The organism is Paenibacillus polysaccharolyticus (genome assembly GCF_023714295.1).
In the GTDB taxonomy this organism is placed as follows: domain Bacteria; phylum Bacillota; class Bacilli; order Paenibacillales; family Paenibacillaceae; genus Paenibacillus; species Paenibacillus polysaccharolyticus_A.
Genome location: NZ_JAMAUN010000017.1, coordinates 40,267 through 63,824, shown reverse-complemented (window position 1 = coordinate 63,824; position 23,558 = coordinate 40,267). Strand labels below are relative to the sequence as shown.

Sequence of the window (23,558 nt, the reverse complement as noted above, 5' to 3'; positions counted from 1 at the left end):
TAAATGAAACGTTTATCATACATTCCAGGCTTCCGTCACCGCATCTGCAATCGTTTGTGACATGCCCATGACCAAGTACAGCGAAGTCATCTGCAAAATCGAATAGGGTCTTGGTCCGTTGGCATTTACTACTGCAGCTACACTGTATTCTCCAACAGGTGGCAGATTACCGTTAACGGATTGAGCAGGACGCAGGGACGTTCCCGATACATAATATGTCCCGGTAGCATCTTTTGGGCCTAAACATGCATCTATTGCTATAACCTTATGGTGTGAAGGAATCTGAGCCAATCTCTTTTCAAGAGTATCTGCATCGCAAGGCGTTGCCAGTGTGCCGATGACATGAGGTATGCCACGCTCTTCCAGCAAAGTCCCCGTCATCGGTCCAAGTGCATCCCCGGTCGAGCGATCTGTACCGATACATAGAAACGTAATCTCGTCCAGTTTATGGAGTTCGGAGATCTCCTTGAAAAAAAGGGCCATCTTGTCTCCAGGCACGCCTTTGCGTATACCTCGACTCTGTTGCCTGACAAGTTCCCGTTTATATAAGGCCAAACTAATTTCCCTCCTTGGTTCACAAGAATATATTGCACAACCCTAGCGCTATCTGGACTTCCCATCGTTGCGATCTATTTCTCATATTGTAACCGATGCTCCATCCTACCGCAAAATCATTGGCTTGTCCCCTTCCACTCATGCTACAATAACAGAAGTTCCGTTTGGACCAATGAACAACCCATCTCCGGAGATGGAAAGGATGAAGTTAACGATGGATTTAACACAAGCAACAGCAGAAAATATGGAATATATGATTGAAGCGATCAAAACCAAACTGCGGATGGCCAGTGGTGCCGCGATGCAGGCTTCAGCGTTCCCAATTGAGAAATATGAAGATTTGCATGATTTGTACGAAATGGTGATGAGCAAAGAACATTTGAGCATCTCTGAAGTAGAGGCGGTTGCTTCTGAACTCGGTAAACTCCGCAAATAAATTCTCACTCTCCAAATTTATCTTCACACCTATTTTCGACCATGGCACTGGATGAGCAACAAAAAGGACCTGTCTTACATCAGAACCCTGATGCAAGACAAGTCCTTTTCTATTGTTAACCTACTTTTTTAGTTTACACATTGGCATGTTCAGACCTTGTCATGTCATCTCCTTCAAGGAAGATCTACAAGTACGAATTCAGCAGGCTCGCTGCCTGTACTTGTCATTTGTAAATCACAGCTTTTACGTATGCGAGCCGCATCTCCGGGCTTGAGATTAAAGTTTCCATCGGAACACTGAATTTCCAAATGTCCGTTAATGAGAAACAAGTGTGTACGACGCTCCTCGTGTTGCGGAAACATTAATTTTTTTCCTGTCTCCAGCTTGGACAGATAACAGGTTACATCCTGAGCGATGCGAAGTGAGTTGTCGTCTATGGATTCATCCAATGTACCAGAGGCACCTGACACAACTGGGCAAAGTCGGTTGAGATGTGCTGACTCTTCTATTTTTCGATAAGCATAAGATGGTTTCAGCATTCGCTGAGAGGGCAAAAACCACATTTGCAAGAAACGCACCGGTTCATCTGTAGCTGGGTTCGTTTCGGAGTGCTCTACGCCTGTACCTGCACTCATCACCTGAACTGTCCCCGCTTCCAGCATCTGCTCTGTGCCCATACTGTCTGTATGTTTAAGCGTACCTGATATCACATAACTGACAATCTCAAGGTCATGATGTGGATGTTTCTTAAAGCCTTCTTGCGGCATCAGTATATTGTCGTTGTGGGCTAACAGACAGCCAAAATGAGCATTGCTTGGGTCCTCATAATCCGCAAAGGAAAAGCTGAATTCGCTGTGTATCCAACCGCGGTCCGACGTGTGTCTTTCTTCCGATGTCACTACTTTAATCATATTCATCCACCTCCAGAGGATTGGAACTGCCTTATGGCAATAATCCATGCGTGTTCAAAATGATATAGGTCAATACCAGTTGGTATGTGATCTTTACCCGAGGTCCGGTCATTCTAATCACGCTCCTTCCAAAGGTTATGCACTATCTTTTCATGAGTGGAGCAAGAATTCACTATCCATCCGTCCGACGAGAGTCCCAGCATCATTACGTATGACTGCAGGAAACACTTCTGCGAGACGGGCAATGGTTTTGGGATTGGAATAGTTCAGTTGCTTTAATATCGATTGTGCAATGGAAGCCCACTCTTCCTCGGAGCCGTCCAGCACTTTGAAGGTGATGCCCAGTCTTTCTTTTTTCAGCGCAAAACCAAATACACCCTTGAATCCGCCCTTCGCGACAATATTATCGTCCTCCAGCAACACGGAATCTACCCGATTCGTGCCACCGACCATCACAGGGTGCTGATTCATCGCAGAAGTAATGGTCTCAACAGCGATGCGTGTGGATTCATCTTTAATGAGATCAGGACATGCAAGTTTGAGAAATGCATTGGCCAGTGCAGACAAAGGCAGAGAAAATACAGGAAAACCACAGCCATCCGTTCCTAATTGAATCTCTTTTTCTTCAATGCTTGCGAGACTCGCCAGTGTTTCAAGGATTTCCCGTTGCACCGGATGATCTGGCTCGGCATAGCTGCCCAAATCCAGTTTTTTCATCTGACTATAACCTAGAATGCCCAGATGTTTACCCGAACAGTTATGCAGTATTCTGCGTTTCTCCCCTTGAGCCCGCAACCAGTTGTTTCGGCTTTCTTCGTTAAGCGGATAGCTCGGTGCACAGATTAGACATTCCTCACCAAGTCCAATCTTATGAGCCAAATGTTCCAACACTTGAATATGCTCCGGCTCAGAGCGATGTGATGAAGCCATGATCGCGATCTCTTGTGGTTTAAGATTATAATGTCGATCAATTCCGGCCCGAATACCTGGAATCGCTTGAAAAGGTTTGGCCGATGAACGCGTGAACGCTCTGAAATGAGGATCACCAGCCGAATATACAACCCGGCCATGCTCATCTGTAATACATATGTGTCCGTAGTGAGCGCATTCCATCACGCCCGCACGGTATTCTTTAACTAACAAAGCACTCTCCACGCGAGTTTCTCTCCTTTTAAATTACTAATTTCATATTTATATAAGTTGACTGTTCTTTTACACGTTAACGGAGAGGACAGAAAAAACCTGAAAAAGCGGAGCGGTCGCCTTTATCACCGGATTTCCCCTTTTCGAAAAGGGAATCAAAAAATCTGGGGATAACAGCGATTGGAAGGTTATTCTGTCGTCGGAGTGGGCTGTGTAAAAACTTTAGTTCAACTTATATAACTTCTCTGCTTTGCTTCACGGCGCCGCATGGGATATCTTCAATAGTATAGTACAAAAACGACGTTTTTACAGTTTTTTCGACAGCCGTTTCGGGTAAAACTTTATCAGCCTCACTGAAACAATACTCTTTCTTGAAGGAGAAACATCTTATGCTGCGTAATTCTCAACATCTCTCATCTGGATCATCTCATGTGATGTCTTTGCAATCTCTACTGAAATACCTCCTGATTGCTTCACTGCTAAGCTCAGCTGCTGTTCTATTATTAGCTGGTGTTGGAGCCTGGCTGGGCCTGGAACGTTTAATTCGACTGGACAGTCAAATTCAGCAGATATTTTACCTTCACTCGCAATCCCGCCTGTCTCTACTGCCATACACTTCCTTCATCACGGCACTCGGTTCATTTAAGATATCGGCATTCGCCGCAGCAGGGTTCGCACTGTTATGCTTCCTACAGCGTCATCCCAGAACAACTATGTATGGCTATATAATCTGTGCGAGCTTTGCCATGATGTGGATTTTGAACACCTTATTAAAAGAAATTTTCAGACGAAGCAGACCTGAACTGGATCACCTACTCGTTGTGCACGGATATAGTTACCCCAGCGGTCATGCCATGATTTCGATGGGTTTTTACGGTATGCTTTTTGTCATCTGGGCTACAGAATGGAGGGGGCGAGATAACAGGTGGATTCCTATGTTGTGCGGCACTTTATTTGTTCTGTTGATCGGTATAAGTCGAATCATGCTGGGTGTACATTATCCGACTGATGTTTTTGCCGGATTCGCTGCCGGATTGGTCTGGATCAGCTGTATGATTCGAGGGATGAATCGTTCCCTTGCCTGATCCCCTGCTTTCATTTTCCATTTTATTCAAAGGCAAGTTAGTTGTTTCACCGTCTTGCACGGCGTTTATATACGAAGTAAGCAAACGCGAACAGACAACATCCTGCATCTAGTTGAAAGGAGGCGGTTGTTATGTGGGGCATTATTATCAGCATTGTCATGGCGATTATTATCGGTTTGATCGGAGATGCACTTGCCGGTCATAACATGCCGGGCGGCGTGATTGGTGCGATGATTGCCGGATTCGCCGGAGCCTGGCTGGGAGCACTTTTGCTTGGTAACTGGGGACCGGTTATCGGTAACTTTGCCGTCATTCCCGCCATCATTGGTACAGCGCTCTTTGTTTTCTTGCTGGGGCTTGTGTCCAGACTGCTAAGACAGGCTGCCTGATTCGGGTTAGATGGTGTTCGTTGTTTCGTATTTTTTCTTAAACTAATGAAGGAGTGATTAGACATGAATAAAGCAGAAGAACAATATCCTGTACAAAGTGGTTCAACTTTCGCCAAAGGTATTTTCATCGGAGGTTTGCTGGGCGCTGCCGCTGCCCTGTTATTCGCCCCTAAACCAGGACGCGAATTGCGCGGTGATCTTTCCGAAAAGGTAGGTATGGTGACTGACCGCACGAAGGAAGTGGCCACTGTTGTTGGTGACAAAGCTTCTGAAATCGCCAAAACGGTATCTTCCAAAACGTCCGATCTGGCAAGAACAGTAAACCAAGGTCGCAATGACGTTATGGACTCCGTGAGAAAAGCATCAGCAGATGTTGCAGAGGAAGCAACACGTGCATCCGAAGAAGTAGCTGCCGCTTCCGTCGAAGCGAAGGAAGATGCGCGTAAACAATTGAACTCGACAAGCCTGTAAGTTCTGAAGAGATCGAGTAATGAATAGCCAGCTGCATTCCAGCTGGCTATTTTTTATCCAACGCGAACGGAGGAATGACAGATATGAGTAAAGTCACGATTAATGGCAATCCCCCGGTACCAGGAGGAACACCTGCACAGCAGTATGATACCAGTGAGCATCCCTTCGAATTACGGCACGAGGTCAAACGCCTGAACACACGGCTTGATCAGATTGCCGATAGTCTGGAGAGGGCTCAGATCAAAGACATCATTGAAAATTACAGTAGTCCCAAGAAACGTATCATTACCAACTTTACTGCAGGTATGGCACGTGGACTCGGATTGACCGTTGGTACGTTTGTTGTGCTCGGTCTACTCGCCTTCATCCTTAGCCAATTTGTCAATATGCCTATCGTGGGTCAGTATATCGCCGACTTGCTCGGTTATATTGAGGATTACAAAAAATAAAAAAGGAACCGCTAAGTCTGTGACTATCGCGGTTCCTCTTTTCCTCTGTCCCGGTTTCCCCGAGCGGAGGACTGTGCAGATTTTACTTTTAACAAATCCCCTGTCCAACCTTTCATCATCATCCATATATACATGCTGATCATGCTGCAGATGATCAGTGCAATGACAAGCACGACTCCCCATGTCTTGTCGATCAGAGGTAAGTTCTCGAAGTTCATTCCCCATATAGCACCGGCGGCTGTTGCTGGTGTAAACACGGATGTCACAATCGTTAGCGTCTTCATAATTTCGTTACCGCGAACGCCTGATATCGCGTTGTCGATCGAGATTAAGGTATCGATCTCCTTTTCATAATGCTGGAACAGACACTCCATTCGTTCAACACGGTACTGAAGTTGCTGATAGAAGCGATTCTCTGTAATCTCATGAAGATAAGCTTCCCGGGAAGCGGCCATTAATTCGGTATAAGGAATAAACAGATTACTCCAGTACAGCAGTTCGAAGCGCGCTGCCAGAATCTGATCCATTAATGTCCGCGCATTCCGTGATTCCATTCTCCGTTCCAGATCCCGCAGATTCATCTCAAAATGGTCCATACCCACATGATAATAATGGAGAATGGCCCGAAAAAGCACAAACATGCCTTCCCTCGCCTGCGTACATTGTTGCAACATTTGCATGCGTTCGCCGGATTTCATAATGCCCCTTGTGTTGTTGTCCAAATTGAGCGTGACCAAATTCTGCTTGTCGACATAGAAAAACATCTGATTATCTCTTCGTTGATCTTCTCTCTCATTTTTTACAGCATATAAGAAGGAGCCAAAAATAACCGCATCTGTGCCGTTAAAATAACGAACGGACAAGTAGTTCGATTCGGCTTCCGGTATTTTGCTTAGCCAGTATTGCATCTCTGGAAACGCCTGTTCCAGATCACGAAGTGCACTTTCCATACTACTAGAATCCGGAGCTACCCAATCCCACCACTGCCAATCTTCGGAGCAGGATAACTGATCACGCCGAGCTTCCAGTTTGATTTGATCCACCTGACATTCCTCCTGATCCTATTCGTTTCTATTCGTTCATTGCCACCGGGTTTCCTCTCCAATGAATTCAAAAAGGACACGTATGCAATCCAGTGCAATACCGTGTCCTCGTCAAGCTGTATTGGGGCAACAATTGGAATAGTGTATCATAGCAAAGAAGCGTTAGACATAATCTGTTTCAGTTTCTCCGTAGCTCTTTTCTGAATCCGGGAGACACTCATCTGCGAGACACCCAGTTTTTGGGCTATGGCACGCTGTGACTGTCCATCCTGAAAGGCTAAAATAAGTACTTTCTGTTCTTGTTCCTTAAGCTGACCTAACGCCTGTTGTAGATCCATCCGTTTTTCCACGGAATCAAAGTCATTCACATCCGCGCTGATCAGTTCTCCGAGTGTCGCAGCACTGTCATCCTGAGATAATGGAGAATCCAGAGAAACATAGTGGTAACACTCCCGGCCAGCCAGAACTTCGATCGTTTCCTCCGGTGTAAGATCCAGGTATTCAGCAATCTCATTTACTCCAGGTGAACGTTCTAGCTTTACCGTCAGCTCATCGATGGCATGTTGCACCAATGCCCCTTTTTCCTTGATTCTTCTCGGGACTTGAATGTACCATGACTTATCCCGCAAATAATTTTTCATATGACCGATCATACTTTTCATCGCATACGGTTCAAATGGAATTCCCAGATTGATATCGTACTGCTTCAACAATCGGATCAAAGCCATTTGACCTGTCTGGTACAGATCCTCATATAGATCCGGTCGATTTCGAGCAATTTTACCCGCAGCCATTTTGACCATGGGCTCGTACTTGCGGATAAGAACCGTAGCGATTTCGTTGTCCTGTGTTTGTTGGTATTCCCAGATCAAACCAATCGCTTCAGACATGGACTCTGGGGGAGTCACTTTCTCATTCATACTTTCTCCTCACTTTTTGCAAGACGTTTTACGAGTACTACTTTCGTACCTTTGCCCGTCTCACTTTCAACACTGACATCATCCATCAAGGCTTGCATCAGGTAGAACCCAAGTCCGCCAATCTGAGCGTCTGTCAGTTCTTTGTCATGAAGTCCGGAACGTGATGCGGCCGGGTTCACATTCTCGAAGCTGGAACCCTCGTCTTTGACAGTGATCGCGAGCATCTCACCATCTACTTCAAAAACGACTTCAACCATACCGCCTTCATGAGAGTAGGCATACAATACGGAATTGTTACAGGCTTCGGACACAGCAACCTTCATATCCTCAATGTCTTCATAAGAGAATCCCATTTTGGACGCAACACCATATAGATTAAGTCTTACAATATCCACATATTCAGCTGTCGCCGGTAAATTCAGCGTAATTCTTTGGACTTCTGCATTCATTCCTTTTTCGATCCTTTCCTATTGGGAATTCTTCTGTGTAACAAAGAATTTGGCTATACCCGTCATATCAAAAAGTTTCTGAATTTGCGCAGGAACTTCCTGTACTTCAAAGCGAGCTTCCATTCCGTGTCTGGCCTTGAGAACAGATAACAGGATACCAATTCCTGTGCTATCAATGTACTTTAAATCTTTCATGTTAATAATCAGATCCTGCTCCTTGTTGTCCACGAGCGGTTCCATTACCAAACGGAAGTCAGGAGCAACCGACAAATCCAGTTCGCCAGTCAGATACACTGTGCTTACACCGTCATGTGTCTCGGTTCTTGCGTTGAATTTTTCATTTTTATTTGTATTCATTAGACATCTCTCTCCTGATCAATGGTTTCCTTATTCTATAACCCAACTTACGTACGAGTGAAACAGAAAACATAAATGGTAAAATATTCAATTCGCCTGATTCATTGTTGAACCTCCTGGATGAATAACCTGGCGTTTTTTCTGGAAATGGGAAAGTTTCTGTTTGACACTGCCCATTTTTACCGGTTTGCTAATATAATCGTCCATTCCCACCTCAGTGCAGCGCTGCTGTATGCCTTCCATTACGTTAGCTGTCATGGCTATGATGACAGGTTGCTGATTCTGAGACACGCTTGCGCGTATTCTTCGCGTACATTCCAGACCATCCATTACAGGCATCTGTAGATCCATAAAAATAAAGTCATATGGCGACGGGCTTTCCATCACCATTTCCAGAGCCTTCTGCCCATCTTCCGCAATATCGGAGAGAAGCCCAAGTTTGTGCAACATGATAGCCATCAACTTCTGATTGATCGGATGGTCATCCACAATTAATACCGTTGCATGTTTATCTTCATGACTAATGTCTGTCAGTTTCTCTTCGCCGCTACCCCGAACCAGTTCCGTTTCAATGTAACGCTTGGCCTGAATGGTAAACACGAAGGTAGCCCCACGCTTTTCAGAGGTATCAAGATAAATCTTCCCCCCCATCATTTCGACCAGTGTTTTACAGATGGCCAGGCCAAGGCCAGTTCCACCATATTTTCGGGTCATGGACGTATCGAGTTGAGAAAACGGCTGGAACAAGCGATCCACTTTCTCCGGTGCGATGCCTATTCCTGTATCTTTGACAGCAAACTCCAAAGATATGTTTCCGTCCTTCTCTTCATTCACGGAAACGATGAGATAAACACCGCCCTGCTCCGTAAACTTCACCGCGTTGGCGATCAAATTCAGTAGCACTTGGCGGAGACGTGCCATATCTCCATAGATTAATTCAGGCACAGCATCTTCAAGGAAAAAATCCAGTTCCAGACTTTTCTTACCAGCTTCTGCAGCGAACAGACCGAGCACTTCACGTATGCAGGAAACCAGTTCAAATGGATGCTCCTCCAGCTCCATTTTGCCGGACTCCATCTTGGTAAAATCAAGAATGTCATTAATCACCGTGACGAGTGCATCGGCACTGCGGCGAACAATATCCACATATTCCTTCTGATCTTCCTTCAACTCGGTTTCCATCAACAGGTCCACCATGCCAATGACTCCGTTCATCGGCGTACGGATCTCGTGGCTCATCATGGCCAGAAACTCCGTTTTGGCATTAGCCGCAATCTCGGCTTCTTCTTTGGCCTGCACAAGCTGCTGATTCATCTTCTCCAGTTCCTGCGTCTTCTGGTGAAGCAACATCGTCTGTGTCTTCAGTCTTTTGTTTGTGATAAACATCTCTACAAAACCCTCGATTTTGGATTTCAAAATCTGGGGGATAAACGGTTTGACCATATAATCTATGGCTCCCGCTGAATATCCAGCAAACAAATGCTCAGCCTCTCTGCTATTCGCCGAAATGAAGATGATAGGCACATCCTTGGATTTGTCTCGTGCCTTGATTAATTTCGCTGTCTCAATCCCGTCCATCCCAGGCATCTGCACATCAAGTACAATGACCGCAAATTCGTCTTTGAGCAAACACCGGAGTGCCTCTTCTCCGGAATTTGCCTTGACGAGTTTGTATTGCTCTGATTCCAGAACCGCTTCGAGCGCAAGCAGGTTCTCAGGGCGGTCATCTACCAATAATATGTGGATTGGTTCATTGAGCCCCATAACTAAGCCTAACCCCCTATTTGATCTTCCGGTATATTTTTTCGGTCCGGTCTAACGGCTCATAGGCATCGCTATATTCTGTAAAATGAATGGATTCTTTCGATCCCAGAACGAGTATGCCAAAGTGGCTCAAGCTCTCATGAAACAGCCCGTGCACATGGTTCCGCAGCTCATCATTGAAATAAATCATGACATTGCGGCAAAAGATAACGTTAAACTCATTAAACGACCTGTCAGTTGCCAGATTGTGTTCGGCGAAAATAATGTTTTTCTGAAGAAACGGGTGAAATATAACGGAATTATATTTCGCTGTATAGTATTCGGAGAAGGCTTTCGTGCCCCCTGCCTCCAGATAATTTGTGGTGAACAACTTCATTTTCTCGATTCCGTATACGCCTTCCTTGGCCTGTTGCAGTGAGCGGTCATTCATATCCGTTGCATAGATTCGTGCCTTGTCATACAGACCTTCCTCATGCAGCATAATCGCCATGGAATACACCTCTTCACCCGTAGAGCAGCCTGCATGCCATATCCGAATATAAGGATAGGTTCTCAGAATAGGAATGATCTTTTCCCGAAACATGCGAAAAAGCGATGGGTCGCGGAACATTTCCGTTACCGGAATGGATAAATTCTGTACGAACCGTTCAAACGATGAACGGTTGTGCAGCACCTTTTCCTGTAACCCCGATATGCTTTTCACTCCTTCCGCATGCGCATAATGCCATATTCTTCGTCTTAGGGATGGCAACGCGTAATTTCTGAAGTCATACCCATACAAACGATGCATTCCTTCCAGCAGCAACTCAATCTCGATCAGTTCCCGTTCTTCATCTTGCGGTATACGGACCGTATCTGCTCCCGTCTCGTTAGGTTCCCACGGTGTCATAACTTCTCTCCACTTCATCTTTGGTTACTTGCGTATGCGTTATTGTCCTTCATTACCCAAACCATACGCTTACGAATACAGCCATACCCGCATTAACGATAACAATTGATCGGTTTGAATCGGTTTTTTCACATAATCGGATGCTCCAGCTTCAATACATTTCCCTCGATCCTCTTTCATCGCCTTGGCTGTGAGGGCAATAATCGGCAATTTATCAAATTTCGGGTTCTGTCTGATCCGTGTCATCGCTTCGTATCCGTCCATCTCTGGCATCATCATATCCATTAACACCAGATCAAACTCCGGATTTTTCTCGAGTGCCTCCAGCGCCTCACGACCGTTCTCAGCAAATGTAACATCCATACGGTACCCTTCAAGCACACTGGATAATGCAAACACATTCCGGATATCATCGTCGACAAGCAATATTTTTTTACCTTCGAACAAAGTCTCTTTATTATGAAGCTTCTGCAAAATACGGCGTTTGTCCTCGGGCAGGTTGGCTTCTACCCGATGCAGGAACAATGTCGTTTCGTCCAATAATCGCTCAGGTGACTTCACGTCTTTGATAATGATCGATTCCGCATATTTACGAAGTTTCATCTCTTCCTTGGAATCCAGCTCTTTACCGGTATAAATGATAATTGGCAGATCATTCAGATATTCATCATCCCGAATCTGATCGAGCAGTTCGAAACCTGTCATATCCGTCAGCATCAGATCCAGCACCATACAATCGTAACGTTGGCTGTGCAGTTCATTTAGTGCTTCTTGTCCTGTAGAAACAGCCGTGATAGCCACATCATCATGACCGATCAATTCAATGATTGCTTTGCGCTGGATCTCATCATCTTCAACGATAAGCAGTCGCTTTAATTGATTTTCCGTATAGGATTCGATATGAGAGAATGCTTTATCCAGCGAATCTTTGCTGGACGGTTTTTTAAGATAGGCAATGGCTCCCATCATCAACCCTTGTTTCATATCATCCACAACCGAAATGACATGTACCGGGATGTGACGTGTTACGGAGCTACTTTTCAGTTCACCCAAAATCGTCCACCCATCCATCACAGGCAGCTGGATATCCAGAATGATCGCATCAGGCAAGTATTCACGAGCCATCTCCAGTCCGATATCTCCCTGAAGGGCAACCAATGCCTTGAAGCCACGTCCTCTCGCCATATCCATCAAAATATGGGCAAACTTCACATCATCTTCGATGATCAGCAACGTTTTGTCACCTTCTACGATGGCATTAGCATCGTCTTCTATGTTTGTCAGTTCCGGATTGCGAGCAGGCGATAATTCAGCCACATGACTCCCTTCCAAATCAGACGCAAGAATAGATTGTTGTGGAATACGAGCCGGTTTAATGTCTGGCACCAGCGTTTGTTGCTGTTCTGAAGATGCTGCTGCTTCTATTGTTGCCTTTTCCTCTGCCAATTCAGCCTCTTCATGATTATCCGGCAGGAACAGGGTAAAGGTGCTTCCCACTCCTTCTGAAGATGTCACCTGGATTGCCCCACCAAGCAGACGTGCCAATTCTCGGCTAATCGATAAACCAAGACCCGTGCCGCCATATTTGCGACTCGTCGTACCATCTACCTGTTGGAACGCTTCGAAGATCAGATCCGTCTTGTCTGATGGAATGCCAATGCCGGTATCTTTGATACTGAATCCAAGGTATTCCTGATTCGTATTCAGATATCCAGGCAACTCCTCAGGCTTCATACGCTTCGCGATCAGGCTCACCGAGCCACGGTTGGTGAACTTAAAAGCATTGGACAACAAGTTTCTTAAAATTTGTTTCACCCGATGACTATCTGTATAGATCCATTCCGGAAGTGAGCTATCAAACTCAATATTTAAATCCAGTTCCTTCTTGTTAGCCATCGGACCGAAGTTCTGGGAGACAAATTGGGTCAACTCATCCAATCGTACCGTCTCATAATTGATATCCATCTTACCAGCGTCTACTTTCGACAGATCGAGAATCTCATCAATCATTTTCAGTAAATCTGCACCTGACATATAGATCGTTTGTGCATATTCCTGCTGTTTGCTACTGAGGTTGCCATCCTTGTTCTCCGACAATAGCTGAGACAATATGAGCAAACTGTTCAGTGGAGTACGAAGTTCATGCGACATATTTGCCAAAAATTCTGACTTGTACTTACTCGTCATCGACAATTGCATCGCTTGTTGTTCCAATTGTGTCTTCGTTTTCTCGATTTCATCATTTTTCTCTTCTACTTCACGTACCTGCTCTTCAAGCGCACGCGTTTTGGCAATGAGTTCGGTATTAAAATGTTCCAATTCCTCCTGCTGACGTTGCAGCAGCTCCTCCGAACGTTTAAGCGCATCTGTCTGTTCTTCCAGATTTTCATTGGAACGGCGCAATTCCTCCTGTTGTGTCTGCAGCTCCTCCGATTGCACTTGTAACTCCTCCGTAAGCGCCTGGGACTCCCGCAACAATTCTTCCACACGAAGACGTCGCCGAACATTATTGAGGATGACACCCAAATTCATAATCAACTGACCAAACAACTGCTTGTGCATTTCATTAAAACCTTCGAAGGAAGCCAGCTCTACCACACCGATCAGTTCGTCTTCAAACACAACCGGATAGATCATAATTCCTGCAGCCCGCGCTGATCCGGAAGCAGAACCGATGCTCACATATTGTTCAGGTGTTTGATCCAACACAATTGGGCTCATATCCAATGCAGCTTGACCAATCATGCCTTCCCCGATTCGATACACCTCTTTGCCAAGCTCTCCATTCTCTTCAAAAGCGTATGAACCATAACGTCTCAGCTCATCTGGATGCTTCTCTTCGTCAATCAAATACACAACACCCAGCTGTGCACCAAGCACAGGTGTAAATTCACTGATAAACATCTGGGAAATTTGACGAATGGAGCCGATTCCCCGCAGAAGTTCAGGCACTCTCGCAATGTTGGAACTCATCCAATTTTGATCCTGCTGAGCTTGTACATAGGCTTTCTCAATCTCCAGCTTCTCTTCCAGATCATTAGAGACTTCTTTGAATACGGTGGCAATTTGACCGATCTCATCGGTGGACTTGATTTGAATCCGGCGGATCGTTTTATACCGACCTTTGCCAAAACTCGTAATCATCATCGACACTGTATTCAGTCCACGCGTAATACTAGGAAGAACCCACAGGATAACTCCTAGCGCAAGAAGTAGCCCCGCGACCATAATGCTGATCGTAATCTGAACCGCTCTGGAATATGCGGCATTGGCATCTTTGATCTCGGCATCAATCTCCTGATCCTGATAACGAGAGAGGGCATTCAGACTATCCACCGCTTCCTTCTGAACAGCAAGCCCGGTAGAGTTACGATAGTTATTAGCATCTTCCACCCGACTCTGGGACATCAGGCTGATAACTCTTGTCGCATAATTCGTATAAGCATCCCAAGCATTATTCACATGATCCACGAGTTGATGCTCCGTAGCCGTATCTGCCCGATCCCGTACCTGTCCCAGATAACGGACACCTTTTTCCTTCATTTCCTTCAGATCTGCTTCTGTCGCGCTGACCGAATTGCTCGGGTTTAACAACAAGTTAGCTACCACTTTGGCAATATCATTAACTTCTCCACGTGCTGCGGAAGTAAATCGTACCTTAAGATAACGTTCCTGATACATCTGATCAATCTGTTTATTACTGCTGTTAAGCCGCTCATAGCTTACAAAAGTGAGGGCAATCATAATGGCCATCAAGGCGGTAAAACCAATCAGCAGTTTATTTCTGATTTTCATTCCGTTACCGCCCCTTTATCTAGCGTAATCCACACGAGACACTTATCATCGTCCCGTTCCGGATTCAATTCATCATTGAAGAACAAAGCCTGCATCGCTTCTTCATTCCATGCATGGGAGCCTTTTAATTGCTCTTTCAAGAATTCCAACTGCTGCTCCTGATCGCCCTGAACGGCTTCAAGCAAACCATCCGTATACATCGCAATATGTCCATCGCCTTCGTAATGAATGGTCTGCGGTTCAATATCCATTTTGTCGAATAATCCGACTGGGCAGCATACGCTATCAAACGAAGTTACACTGCCGTCATTGCGGAAAAATAGAGCTGGAGGATGCCCGGCATTCACATAATCAATGCGTTTCATACGCGTGTCTACCACCAAATAGATTGCTGTAAAGTAGTACTGCACCAGTTGTTTTCCCAGATTCAACTGGTTAAAGCGACGATTTAACTCCTGAATAACTTTCTCTGGATCGACATAAGTCGTCACCGTATCCTTAAGCACTGACGCGATAAACATGGTAAACAGGGACGAAGATATGCCATGACCCATCATGTCCAGAAGCAGAACCCCGTACCGTCCCTCTCCAAGCGGGAACCAGGAGTAAAGATCACCTGCGAGCTCAAAAGATGGTTTATAGATCGCATGTACCTGGAACAACGGATCTTCGATGGCATGACTGAGCACGGCATTTTGCACCATCGCTGCCAGTTTGAGCTCATCCTGAATCCGTTGGTCACGCTCCTTATGCCAGTCTTTCTCCTGTTTCAGACGTAATGCCAGTCGGATTCGGGCCATCAATTCCACTTTGTTGATCGGCTTCGTTACATAGTCGGATGCGCCTGCATCGAGTGCTTCAGCCAACTTCTTGGAATCACCGATCGCAGTTACCATAATAATCGGAATATCTTTCAAGTTTTCGTATTTCTGGACGATACTGCATGCTTCAATGCCATCCATTTCAGGCATCATCATATCTAGCAAAATCAGGTCAATATCCGACGGCTTGGGACGCAGTTCGCTGTGCTCTTCACCAATTCCCAATACTTCGAACATCTCCATAGCCGAGCTTGCTGTCACAATATCGCGGTAATTTTCTTTTTTCAAAATTTCTCGAATGATAATGACATTCGTCGGATTGTCGTCAACAATAAGTATTCTCATTTCTATCTCCTTATCTTTGGCGTCCGGGTTTGTCGATAGTTATCTATTCAACGAACAACCTTATTTATACAATATTTGCATCCAGAGCGGCAGTAAACATAATAATTCCTAGTCTAACTATAATGATAAATCCAGAAAATGACTATCAGCAAATCAAACCATTAGAGGTAGCTTTCCCTTGCTTTTATGGTTTTTGCAACGGTTTATACCGAAGACTTCGCCCATGACGGGGCAGAACTTGCAAAAACATAGATAAGGAATGGGGTTAACCCCATTCCTTATCTATGTTTTTGATTAAGTCCGTCCCGGTTCACCGCAGGGCCTTAATTGATATAACACTCCTGCGTTCAGGATGTACATGTTAGTCTTTCTTTTTGGCAATGATCAGTACCTTGCCTTTATCCAATTCACTTTCATAGAAATCAGCCTCGGCTTCGGTAAAGCCCATCGATACGATTTTGGCCCGAAGTTCGTCACCGCGTGAGCGGAACAGATTCGCCATGGAATCGAATAAACCTTCCTCCTTGATGCCAATTTCATTAGCATCTGCGGTATCTGCAATGCGATCTGTACGATCCTTCTCATGGGCGAGAACGAAGATATGATCAGCTAAGTATCCAGTAGTCTGCAGCTCTTTCACCGCTTCTACTGCTTGAACTCCGTTTTCTACCACTTTGGCATACGCCTGTGCGTTGGTTGAATTCATCGTTTCCACTCTCCTCTGATTAATCTTCTTTAACGAGCTCTTATAGTATATAACCATACTATTTTACGTTGAAACGTAGGCTGGATCAGAATCTTAGGAAACCATATCGTCGAATAAGTCAATACTTTCAATCTGGTCAGAACCTGGTTTCATATACACTTTGATCGCGTAATGCCCCCGAAGAAACACCTCGCCATCCTCAGCAATATGATAAGGTTCGCCCAAGACTTGATGAATAGCCTCTATATGCAATGGGACAGATTCCCCATTCAAGTTCAAATCATCATGCGAACCATCCACATGGATGAACTGAATCACGTCTGTATCCTCACATATCCCTACATTCACATGACGAAAATGATATTCCGGGCATCCCATATAAGGATCTTCTATGATGGCAACTGGCTGACCCAACTTCGCAAACAATTCCTGCTTTCCATCCTCCAGTGAAACGCCATTCAGAGTCGTAAACTGCTCGAACGTCTCGGAACGATCCGTAGCCAAAGTCATCGCTGGCTCCTGCTCCTCCATTACCGTCCATTGCAAGTCGTGAGCAGCAGGGGTTGCTGCCGGTTGAACGGAAAAGGGAGAAATTACGCTAAACATGGTCACTAGCAGTAGTTTCATCATGATTCTCACCCTTTCATCAAGTTCATCACCGCCCTGAAGGTTTCACCGAATCTCAGAAAGCGGTCATGTTATTTTCGCATGCGTTGCCACACATTAGCTGCAAGATCAACATAATTCATCCAGTTCTTCCCGCCCTTTGTTTTATCCTGATATGTAGCTTCATAGGATTGCACGGTTCGCTCCGCAGGCGTCGCAGGTGGAACTGTTACCTGATTGGATTCAGACGTTTTGCCCGCCTCTGCTTTGGATGGTCTCGCCTGAAATCGAGTCATCAGTGTAGTCGACACCTGTTTGGCTGCTGCCGTTACTTCACTCAGAACTTCTCCCAGATTCTCAACGGATTCCATTACCGGGTCAATCTTCTTCATTTTGTGCTGTACGTCAGCCGTAATGTCATTGGCATGTCGTACCGTCTGTTTTACTTCATAACTGAGTTCATCAATCGTTTTTTGCACTTCCTGCAATGTCTGAGAAACATTGTCCAGTGAGCCCTGGGCAGATTTTAATGTGCGAATCAAAAAGAAAACCAGTACAGCAAATGCCACTGCAATGAGGGCCACGCTCAGTTGATAGATCATAAAAGAACCTCTCTTTCCATAGTTGCGTTCGGTTTTGTTATTGCTATAGTTACCCGGGGCTTTCCTGGGCGAAACAAAAGAAAATGGTCCTCCAGGGACCTATAGAAGAAGAAAAAAACACCATGTTTCAAGTCTTATGACCTCGGTTAAGGTTAGACTACACAGGGCAGTGAAACACATCGTTCACGCCATATCCCAAAAAACGAAAGGATGAATTCTCATGTTAAAATGGTCAGTGATTTTTCTGATTATCGCGCTTGTTGCCGGAATCTTTGGATTCTTCGGAATTGTTGAAGCAGCTGCTTCAATCGCAAAAGTGTTGTTCTTCATCTTTGTAGTACTGTTTGTTATCTCCCTCATTACGGGACGAAGCCGAATGCGATGAATGCGGATACCTGAATCTGATGATCGCACTACATACGAAAGCCGATGATGCCACTAGGCATGTCGGCTTTTGTGCGTTCCAAGACAGGTACACCTACCTATTTTTCTATATTTATGTATTACACTCCCCCCTGCTTTATTCCATAATCAGCCGCCGAAGAGTTCTGAAAAAACAGGACTTTCATGATATAGTCAGCCCGATTTTATGCCTCGTAAGTCGGATTTTTACAGGCTTTCTATATACCCACATATGTGCCAGTTGACTCTGGAGGAACCAAGAAAAAATTGTTATAATTTGTGATTCATAGGTGAGCTTGCTTGGTTACTTTTAACACAGGACACCAAAAACTACATATTTAACCGAGGAGGAAAAACAAATGAAAAAAATCGTAAGTTTTGCCGCTGCTTTAACTTTGATGGGTTCCATGGCTGCTGCTGCAGGTGCTGAGGAAGCGGTTACCGGCACGGTAACACCGACAACTTCTGGTACTGAAGCAACAACGACTACACCAGCAACAACAACGCCGGCTGTAGAAGTAAACAAACCTGCTGTCGAAACCGTTGAAGGTAAAGCAGAAACGGTGACTGGCACAACCGTTGATTCCACAGGCACTCAAGGTACTTCAACAACAACAGAGACACCATCCACAACAAATGACAAAATGTTCGACGAGCCAATTGTAAAACCGGGTGACGAAGTTCTGATGCCAACAATGCTGCTCAACTTGCTGGAGCGCACATGGTTCTATGATGCACCAAACGGTAAACCGATCGGCGCTCTGAGCGCGCAAGTTGTTGATACAACAGGTGAAATTGTTGACGGATTCGACGGTGGCGAGTGGGTTCAAGTATACACTTGGAAAGGTAAAGCCTGGATTCACGTTGCGATTCAATAATATCGTATAATCGTTTCTAACATAAGTAAAGAGGACAGTACGCCACATTCGCGTCTGTCCTCTTTTTGATATATCTATTTTGTGAAAATCCCTACTTCAAGTGATTTAGGACAGGCGTGTTTCGTCAGATCGAGGTTCAACGTGTACATGAACGTGCATAATGTTATGCGAACGTTTCAATCGTGCCTCCACCTGATTACAGATTTCATGACCTTCCACTAGTGTTAATCCTCCGTCCACTTCAATAACCACATCAACCAGAACATGGCTACCATGTACTCGTGCCTTCACATCCTTGATCGTTTCTACACCAGGAACGCGGGCAACGGCAGATCTTAAATCCGTCAACTGCTTTTGATCAAATCCATCGGTAAGCAGATGAGTCGAATCACGGAAAATTTCCCAGGCTGTTTTACAAATTAGCAGACCTACCAGGATAGCAGCCACTTTATCCAGCCAAGGGAGTCCGAATTGTGAACCAACGATGCCAACGGCAGCACCGATACTCACCCAGGCGTCAGAGCGATTATCTTTGGCCGCTGCGAGCAAAGCTTGACTGTTGATTTGTTTGGCCAAACGGGAGTTGAAGCGGTATACACCCAGCATAACTACCGCACATATCACAGCTACCCCAGCTGCCCAGAGATTGGGCACCGCATAATCACCTGCATACCAGGAACGAACTGCTTCAACCAATACCTGAAGTCCTACAACCGCCATAATAAATGAGGCAATCAATGCCGCGATCGTCTCCGCCCGGAAATGACCATAAGCGTGATCCGAATCCGGCGGTTTTTGCGATATGCGCAGGCCAACTAATACTGCGACAGACGCCACTATGTCCGTAGCATTATTGATACCGTCCGCAACCAGAGCGCTGGAAGCAAACAAATATCCACAAATCAGCTTAAATGCAGACAAAACGAGGTAGGCCGCGATGCTGATCCAGGCTCCCCGCTCTCCTTTACGTATTTCTTCATAAGCGTTCAAGGGGACGACACTCCTTTTCACGATTCCAATAACTCGTTTTTCCATAGTACCAAATGCAGGCTGTGTGGGTCTACAGAAACAGTGTTGCTGGTTGACAGGGCTGTAGGCAAGCCGAAACAAAGTTTCCAAGAGGCAGGGCTTTAGTGATGAAGAAACAATGTTGGTTCAGGTAAAACTGGTGGAAAGCAGCATTTTATCAGGTTGCCCTTGTGAGGCCTTTATAAAACGTATAAAATGAGTACATCCCGTCCAAATTGGACGGCTTACTGCAAGACCGGGAGGGATATATAATGAGCGAAAATAATGAACCGAAAAAGATCAGCCTGCAAGACGCGATCCGTCAAAAGCTGGCACAAAAGAAAGAACAGCAAAACTCCGGCAACCAGTCGGGTGCTTACTTTGAAGGCGGCCCTAAAGCCATGAAAAGCCAGAACAACAAAAAGCCAAACAACCAGCGTCGTCGTACAGGCGGATCTTAGGTTGAAACAGGTGTACTGGAGCCATTCAGCTGCAGTACAACAACACAAAAAAGCCGCAGGCCCTCTTGAAGGACCTTGCGGTTTTTTTTGTTTATTCTTATTTGGAAACGAAATTAAGCTTCAACAGGATACATCTTGTTACGCAGCTCTTTCACTTCTTCGCTTTCCAGGTACTCGTCGTAGCTCATCTGACGATCAATGAGACCCGTAGGTGTAATTTCGATGATACGGTTTGCAATCGTTTGGATGAACTGATGGTCATGAGAAGTAAACAGCATCGTGCCATCAAAATCGATCAAACCGTTATTCAGTGCCGTAATGGATTCGAGATCCAAGTGGTTCGTCGGCTCATCCAGAATGAGCACATTGGCGCCAGTCTGCATCATTTTAGCCAGCATACACCGTACTTTCTCTCCCCCGGACAATACACTCGCTTTTTTCAAAGCTTCTTCTCCGGAGAACAACATACGACCCAGGAAGCCACGCAGATACGTTTCATCCTGATCTTTGGAGTACTGACGCAACCAATCCACAAGGCTCATCTCTACACCATCAAAGTATTGGGAGTTATCTTTTGGGAAATACGCCTGGGTTGTGGTTACACCCCAAGTATATTCTCCCGCGTCCGCTTCTGTTTCGCCCATCACGACGTCAAACAATAGCGATTTGGCGTTACCGTTCGGGCCAACAAACGCAATTTTGTCGCCTTTGTTCACCACAAAGCTGATATCGTTCAGCATAGTTTCGCCTTCAACAGCTTTAGTGACACGGTCAACCGTAAGCAACTGTTTACCCGCTTCACGCTCAGGTTTGAAGTTAATGAACGGGTATTTACGGTTGGACGGACGAAGGTCATCCAGCGTAATTTTATCGAGTTGTTTCTTCCGGGAAGTCGCCTGTTTGGATTTCGAAGCATTCGCGGAGAAACGTTGAATAAAGGCTTGCAGCTCTTTAATCTTCTCTTCTTTTTTCTTGTTAGCATCCCGCTGCAAGGCAAGCGCCAATTGGCTGGACTCGTACCAGAAGTCATAGTTACCTACGTACAGCTGGATTTTACCAAAGTCGATGTCCGCAATATGCGTACATACTTTGTTCAGGAAGTGACGGTCATGGGATACCACGATAACGGTACCTTCATAATCCATCAAGAAGTTCTCGAGCCATTGAATGGATTCGAGATCCAAGTGGTTGGTAGGCTCATCGAGCAACAGGTTGTTCGGACGGCCAAACAACGCTTGAGCCAGCAATACGCGGACTTTTTCGTTACCGCTAAGCTCTACCATTTTTTTGTCATGCATATCACGATCGATCCCAAGACCGATCAAGAGTGCTGCTGCATCCGGTTCAGCATCCCAGCCGTTCAGTTCAGCAAACTCACCTTCAAGCTCACCCGCACGCAAACCATCTTCTTCCGTGAAGTCTGCCTTCGCATACAAAGCATCCTTCTCTTTCATAATGGAATACAACCGAGCGTGACCCATAATAACCGTTTCGAGAACCGGGTACTCATCATATTCAAAGTGGTTTTGCTTCAAAACGGCCATACGTTCGCCCGGGGTGATGTGCACCTCTCCCGAGTTGGCTTCAATCTCGCCGGACAAAATTTTCAAAAACGTTGATTTGCCGGCTCCGTTCGCACCGATCAGGCCGTAACAGTTGCCTGGCGTGAATTTGATATTCACATCTTCAAAAAGTGCACGTTTTCCGTAGCGGAGCGTGATGCCGCTTGTACTGATCATTAAGCATACCATCCTTTATTGGTTAATCTGCATACTGCATGAATAGCAACCTGCGTAAATCATGGATTCAATATCCGATGCCTATTCTGGCACCATATTATAACACAAAAAAACGGCAAATTCGAAAATCAGCCGCTTTTTACGGATTAAAGTTTTGGTAAATATGCTGTTCATGCACGTATGAATATAGATTACCATATCTAGCTGGATTTTGTTAGCCCACTTCACATACTTTTCATGGACATTTTTAATTTCTACTCACTCAGTCTCATCAGCTTCATGCCGGATGCGAAGGGTCTCGCCATGTCCCAGCACCCGAATCCGTTCCTCGGCGATACCTAGACGTTCTCGCTCCGCCTCCAGCCGATCCAGTGCTTCCTTGGGTGTGTCGTCCGCCAGCTTGAAGGTTCCGTAATGCATCGGCACCATAAGTTGCGAACCTGTTTCTACGAATCCCTGTAATGCCTCCTCTGGTGTCACATGCTGGGAGGTCATGAACCATTCGGGGTCATACGCGCCAATCGGCATCAGCGTTACGCCAATGTCGAAGCGTTCACCAATCGTTTTGAACTCCTTGAAATACCCGGTATCCCCCACAAAATACAGGACAGGCGGATAACCTGTTGCTTGTTTGTCATCGCGAGCTTTCTGTGATTCAGAATTTGCTGAGGCAGAGTGGTCTGGCATTTCTTTTGCCGCTGCGCTCTCTTCGGATGTGCGCGCGACATGATTTGACTCCAATACATAACCGCCCCAATGAGACGTATTCGTATCAAACAACGTTCGGCGTGTCCAGTGCTGAGCAGGCACAAACGTAATCTTCACTCCACCAAGCACCATATGATCCCACCATTTCATCTCCTGACAACGGTGAAATCCCTTACGGATCATCTTGCGTTTCAAGCCGTCCGGCACAATTAGCAGTGTCTTCGATGTAATCAATTTGCGCAGGGAAGCCAAATGCAAGTGATCATAGTGTGAGTGAGAGATAAGGATGACGTCGAGCGGTGGAATATCCTGAATCGGAATACCGGGGTCACCCAGCCTGCGTTGGAATCCCATCTTTTCCGCCCACACCGGGTCGGTCACGATATTCAGTCCATAATATTGGATGAAAAAGGTGGAGTGTCCGATCCACGTGATCGTGGTTTCTTCCCGGTTGGCATGTAAATAATCCAGTTCAGGCTCGTGCTTCGGCACCTTGTAGGAATAGTCCTTTACTTTGCGGCGCCGCTGTTCTCTCCACTGCTTGAACTCCTTCAGCGTTTTGTCTGTACTGACATTATCGATATTGTTATAACGAATTTTGGGCATGAAGGGGCCTCCTCCCTTCC

Annotated in this window: 25 protein-coding genes; 8 read left to right on the top strand and 17 right to left on the bottom strand. The window is 45.6% G+C overall.

What is annotated here, in order from left to right; genetic code table 11:
• Positions 1–15 precede the first annotated feature (15 nt).
• The gene (gene yyaC, locus M3629_RS26775) at positions 16–555 is read right to left on the bottom strand and encodes a spore protease YyaC (RefSeq protein ID WP_251511848.1); all 540 of its coding nucleotides are present in this window, start codon (positions 553–555) and stop codon (positions 16–18) included.
• A gap of 214 nt (positions 556–769) precedes the next feature.
• Here yyaC and M3629_RS26770 point away from each other — a divergent pair, with 214 nt between their 5' ends.
• Complete coding sequence (locus M3629_RS26770; RefSeq protein ID WP_251511847.1) at positions 770–991, top strand: DUF1128 domain-containing protein; 222 nt, start codon at positions 770–772, stop codon at positions 989–991.
• Positions 992–1,164: 173 nt separating this feature from the next.
• On the opposite strand, the gene M3629_RS26765 is transcribed toward M3629_RS26770, so the two are convergent.
• Both M3629_RS26765 and M3629_RS26760 read right to left on the bottom strand, forming a co-directional pair.
• A complete protein-coding gene (locus M3629_RS26765) occupies positions 1,165–1,902 on the bottom strand; it encodes a pirin family protein (RefSeq protein ID WP_251511845.1) in 738 nt (245 codons plus the stop codon).
• 150 nt (positions 1,903–2,052) lie between these two features.
• Entirely contained in the window at positions 2,053–3,057 is a 1,005-nt protein-coding gene (locus M3629_RS26760) for an asparaginase (protein ID WP_251511843.1), read from the bottom strand.
• 377 nt (positions 3,058–3,434) lie between these two features.
• Here M3629_RS26760 and M3629_RS26755 point away from each other — a divergent pair, with 377 nt between their 5' ends.
• The 4 genes from M3629_RS26755 (at position 3,435) to M3629_RS26740 (ending at position 5,439) form a co-directional block, all read left to right on the top strand.
• Complete coding sequence (locus M3629_RS26755; protein ID WP_251511842.1) at positions 3,435–4,130, top strand: phosphatase PAP2 family protein; 696 nt, start codon at positions 3,435–3,437, stop codon at positions 4,128–4,130.
• 131 nt (positions 4,131–4,261) lie between these two features.
• A complete protein-coding gene (locus M3629_RS26750; RefSeq protein WP_090924488.1) occupies positions 4,262–4,519 on the top strand; it encodes a GlsB/YeaQ/YmgE family stress response membrane protein in 258 nt (85 codons plus the stop codon).
• A gap of 63 nt (positions 4,520–4,582) precedes the next feature.
• Positions 4,583–4,990, top strand: coding sequence for a YtxH domain-containing protein (locus tag M3629_RS26745; protein ID WP_090924487.1), 408 nt, complete (start codon positions 4,583–4,585; stop codon positions 4,988–4,990).
• Positions 4,991–5,073: 83 nt separating this feature from the next.
• Positions 5,074–5,439 (top strand): DUF5665 domain-containing protein, encoded by a 366-nt coding sequence (locus tag M3629_RS26740; protein WP_251511839.1) that lies wholly within the window; start codon positions 5,074–5,076, stop codon positions 5,437–5,439.
• A gap of 23 nt (positions 5,440–5,462) precedes the next feature.
• Here M3629_RS26740 and M3629_RS26735 read toward each other — a convergent pair whose 3' ends face one another.
• From M3629_RS26735 to M3629_RS26685, 11 genes are all read right to left on the bottom strand, one after another.
• Positions 5,463–6,482, bottom strand: coding sequence for a magnesium transporter CorA family protein (locus M3629_RS26735; protein WP_251511836.1), 1,020 nt, complete (start codon positions 6,480–6,482; stop codon positions 5,463–5,465).
• 146 nt (positions 6,483–6,628) lie between these two features.
• On the bottom strand, positions 6,629–7,402 hold the full coding sequence (locus M3629_RS26730; RefSeq protein ID WP_090924486.1) for a sigma-70 family RNA polymerase sigma factor: 774 nt from the start codon (positions 7,400–7,402) through the stop codon (positions 6,629–6,631).
• Entirely contained in the window at positions 7,399–7,851 is a 453-nt protein-coding gene (gene rsbW, locus M3629_RS26725) for an anti-sigma B factor RsbW (protein ID WP_251511834.1), read from the bottom strand. The genes M3629_RS26730 and rsbW overlap by 4 nt, the downstream gene beginning before the upstream one ends.
• 18 nt (positions 7,852–7,869) lie before the next feature.
• Positions 7,870–8,208: an STAS domain-containing protein gene (locus tag M3629_RS26720; RefSeq protein ID WP_251511831.1), complete on the bottom strand. Its 339-nt coding sequence runs from the start codon at positions 8,206–8,208 to the stop codon at positions 7,870–7,872.
• Between the two features lie 87 nt (positions 8,209–8,295).
• Positions 8,296–9,972 (bottom strand): response regulator, encoded by a 1,677-nt coding sequence (locus M3629_RS26715; RefSeq protein ID WP_251511828.1) that lies wholly within the window; start codon positions 9,970–9,972, stop codon positions 8,296–8,298.
• A 16-nt stretch (positions 9,973–9,988) separates the two neighbouring features.
• A complete protein-coding gene (locus tag M3629_RS26710; protein WP_251511825.1) occupies positions 9,989–10,861 on the bottom strand; it encodes a CheR family methyltransferase in 873 nt (290 codons plus the stop codon).
• 69 nt (positions 10,862–10,930) lie between these two features.
• On the bottom strand, positions 10,931–14,656 hold the full coding sequence (locus M3629_RS26705; protein WP_251511823.1) for a response regulator: 3,726 nt from the start codon (positions 14,654–14,656) through the stop codon (positions 10,931–10,933).
• Entirely contained in the window at positions 14,653–15,822 is a 1,170-nt protein-coding gene (locus M3629_RS26700; protein WP_251511789.1) for a PP2C family protein-serine/threonine phosphatase, read from the bottom strand. The genes M3629_RS26705 and M3629_RS26700 overlap by 4 nt, the downstream gene beginning before the upstream one ends.
• Positions 15,823–16,183: 361 nt before the next feature.
• Positions 16,184–16,528, bottom strand: a complete 345-nt coding sequence (locus tag M3629_RS26695; protein WP_090924479.1) for a general stress protein — start codon at positions 16,526–16,528, stop codon at positions 16,184–16,186.
• Between the two features lie 93 nt (positions 16,529–16,621).
• Entirely contained in the window at positions 16,622–17,158 is a 537-nt protein-coding gene (locus M3629_RS26690) for a hypothetical protein (RefSeq protein WP_251511782.1), read from the bottom strand.
• Between the two features lie 68 nt (positions 17,159–17,226).
• Positions 17,227–17,736 (bottom strand): DUF948 domain-containing protein, encoded by a 510-nt coding sequence (locus tag M3629_RS26685; protein ID WP_251511780.1) that lies wholly within the window; start codon positions 17,734–17,736, stop codon positions 17,227–17,229.
• A 220-nt stretch (positions 17,737–17,956) separates the two neighbouring features.
• Between M3629_RS26685 and M3629_RS26680 the strand changes: the two genes are divergently transcribed.
• Positions 17,957–18,121 carry a DUF1328 domain-containing protein gene (locus M3629_RS26680; RefSeq protein WP_090924476.1) on the top strand — a complete coding sequence of 55 codons (165 nt, stop codon included), beginning with the start codon at positions 17,957–17,959 and terminating at the stop codon, positions 18,119–18,121.
• A 376-nt stretch (positions 18,122–18,497) separates the two neighbouring features.
• Complete coding sequence (locus M3629_RS26675; protein WP_145334858.1) at positions 18,498–19,016, top strand: hypothetical protein; 519 nt, start codon at positions 18,498–18,500, stop codon at positions 19,014–19,016.
• 105 nt (positions 19,017–19,121) lie between these two features.
• Here M3629_RS26675 and M3629_RS26670 read toward each other — a convergent pair whose 3' ends face one another.
• On the bottom strand, positions 19,122–20,051 hold the full coding sequence (locus tag M3629_RS26670; protein WP_353056782.1) for a cation diffusion facilitator family transporter: 930 nt from the start codon (positions 20,049–20,051) through the stop codon (positions 19,122–19,124).
• A gap of 245 nt (positions 20,052–20,296) precedes the next feature.
• On the opposite strand from M3629_RS26670, the gene M3629_RS26665 reads away from it, so the two are divergent.
• Entirely contained in the window at positions 20,297–20,485 is a 189-nt protein-coding gene (locus M3629_RS26665; RefSeq protein WP_145334854.1) for a hypothetical protein, read from the top strand.
• Positions 20,486–20,598: 113 nt separating this feature from the next.
• Here the strand turns inward: M3629_RS26665 and M3629_RS26660 are convergent, their stop codons facing one another.
• Both M3629_RS26660 and M3629_RS26655 read right to left on the bottom strand, forming a co-directional pair.
• Positions 20,599–22,224, bottom strand: a complete 1,626-nt coding sequence (locus M3629_RS26660) for an ABC-F family ATP-binding cassette domain-containing protein (RefSeq protein WP_251511774.1) — start codon at positions 22,222–22,224, stop codon at positions 20,599–20,601.
• A 258-nt stretch (positions 22,225–22,482) separates the two neighbouring features.
• Positions 22,483–23,538: an MBL fold metallo-hydrolase gene (locus tag M3629_RS26655; protein ID WP_251511771.1), complete on the bottom strand. Its 1,056-nt coding sequence runs from the start codon at positions 23,536–23,538 to the stop codon at positions 22,483–22,485.
• Between the last annotated feature and the right edge of the window lie 20 nt (positions 23,539–23,558).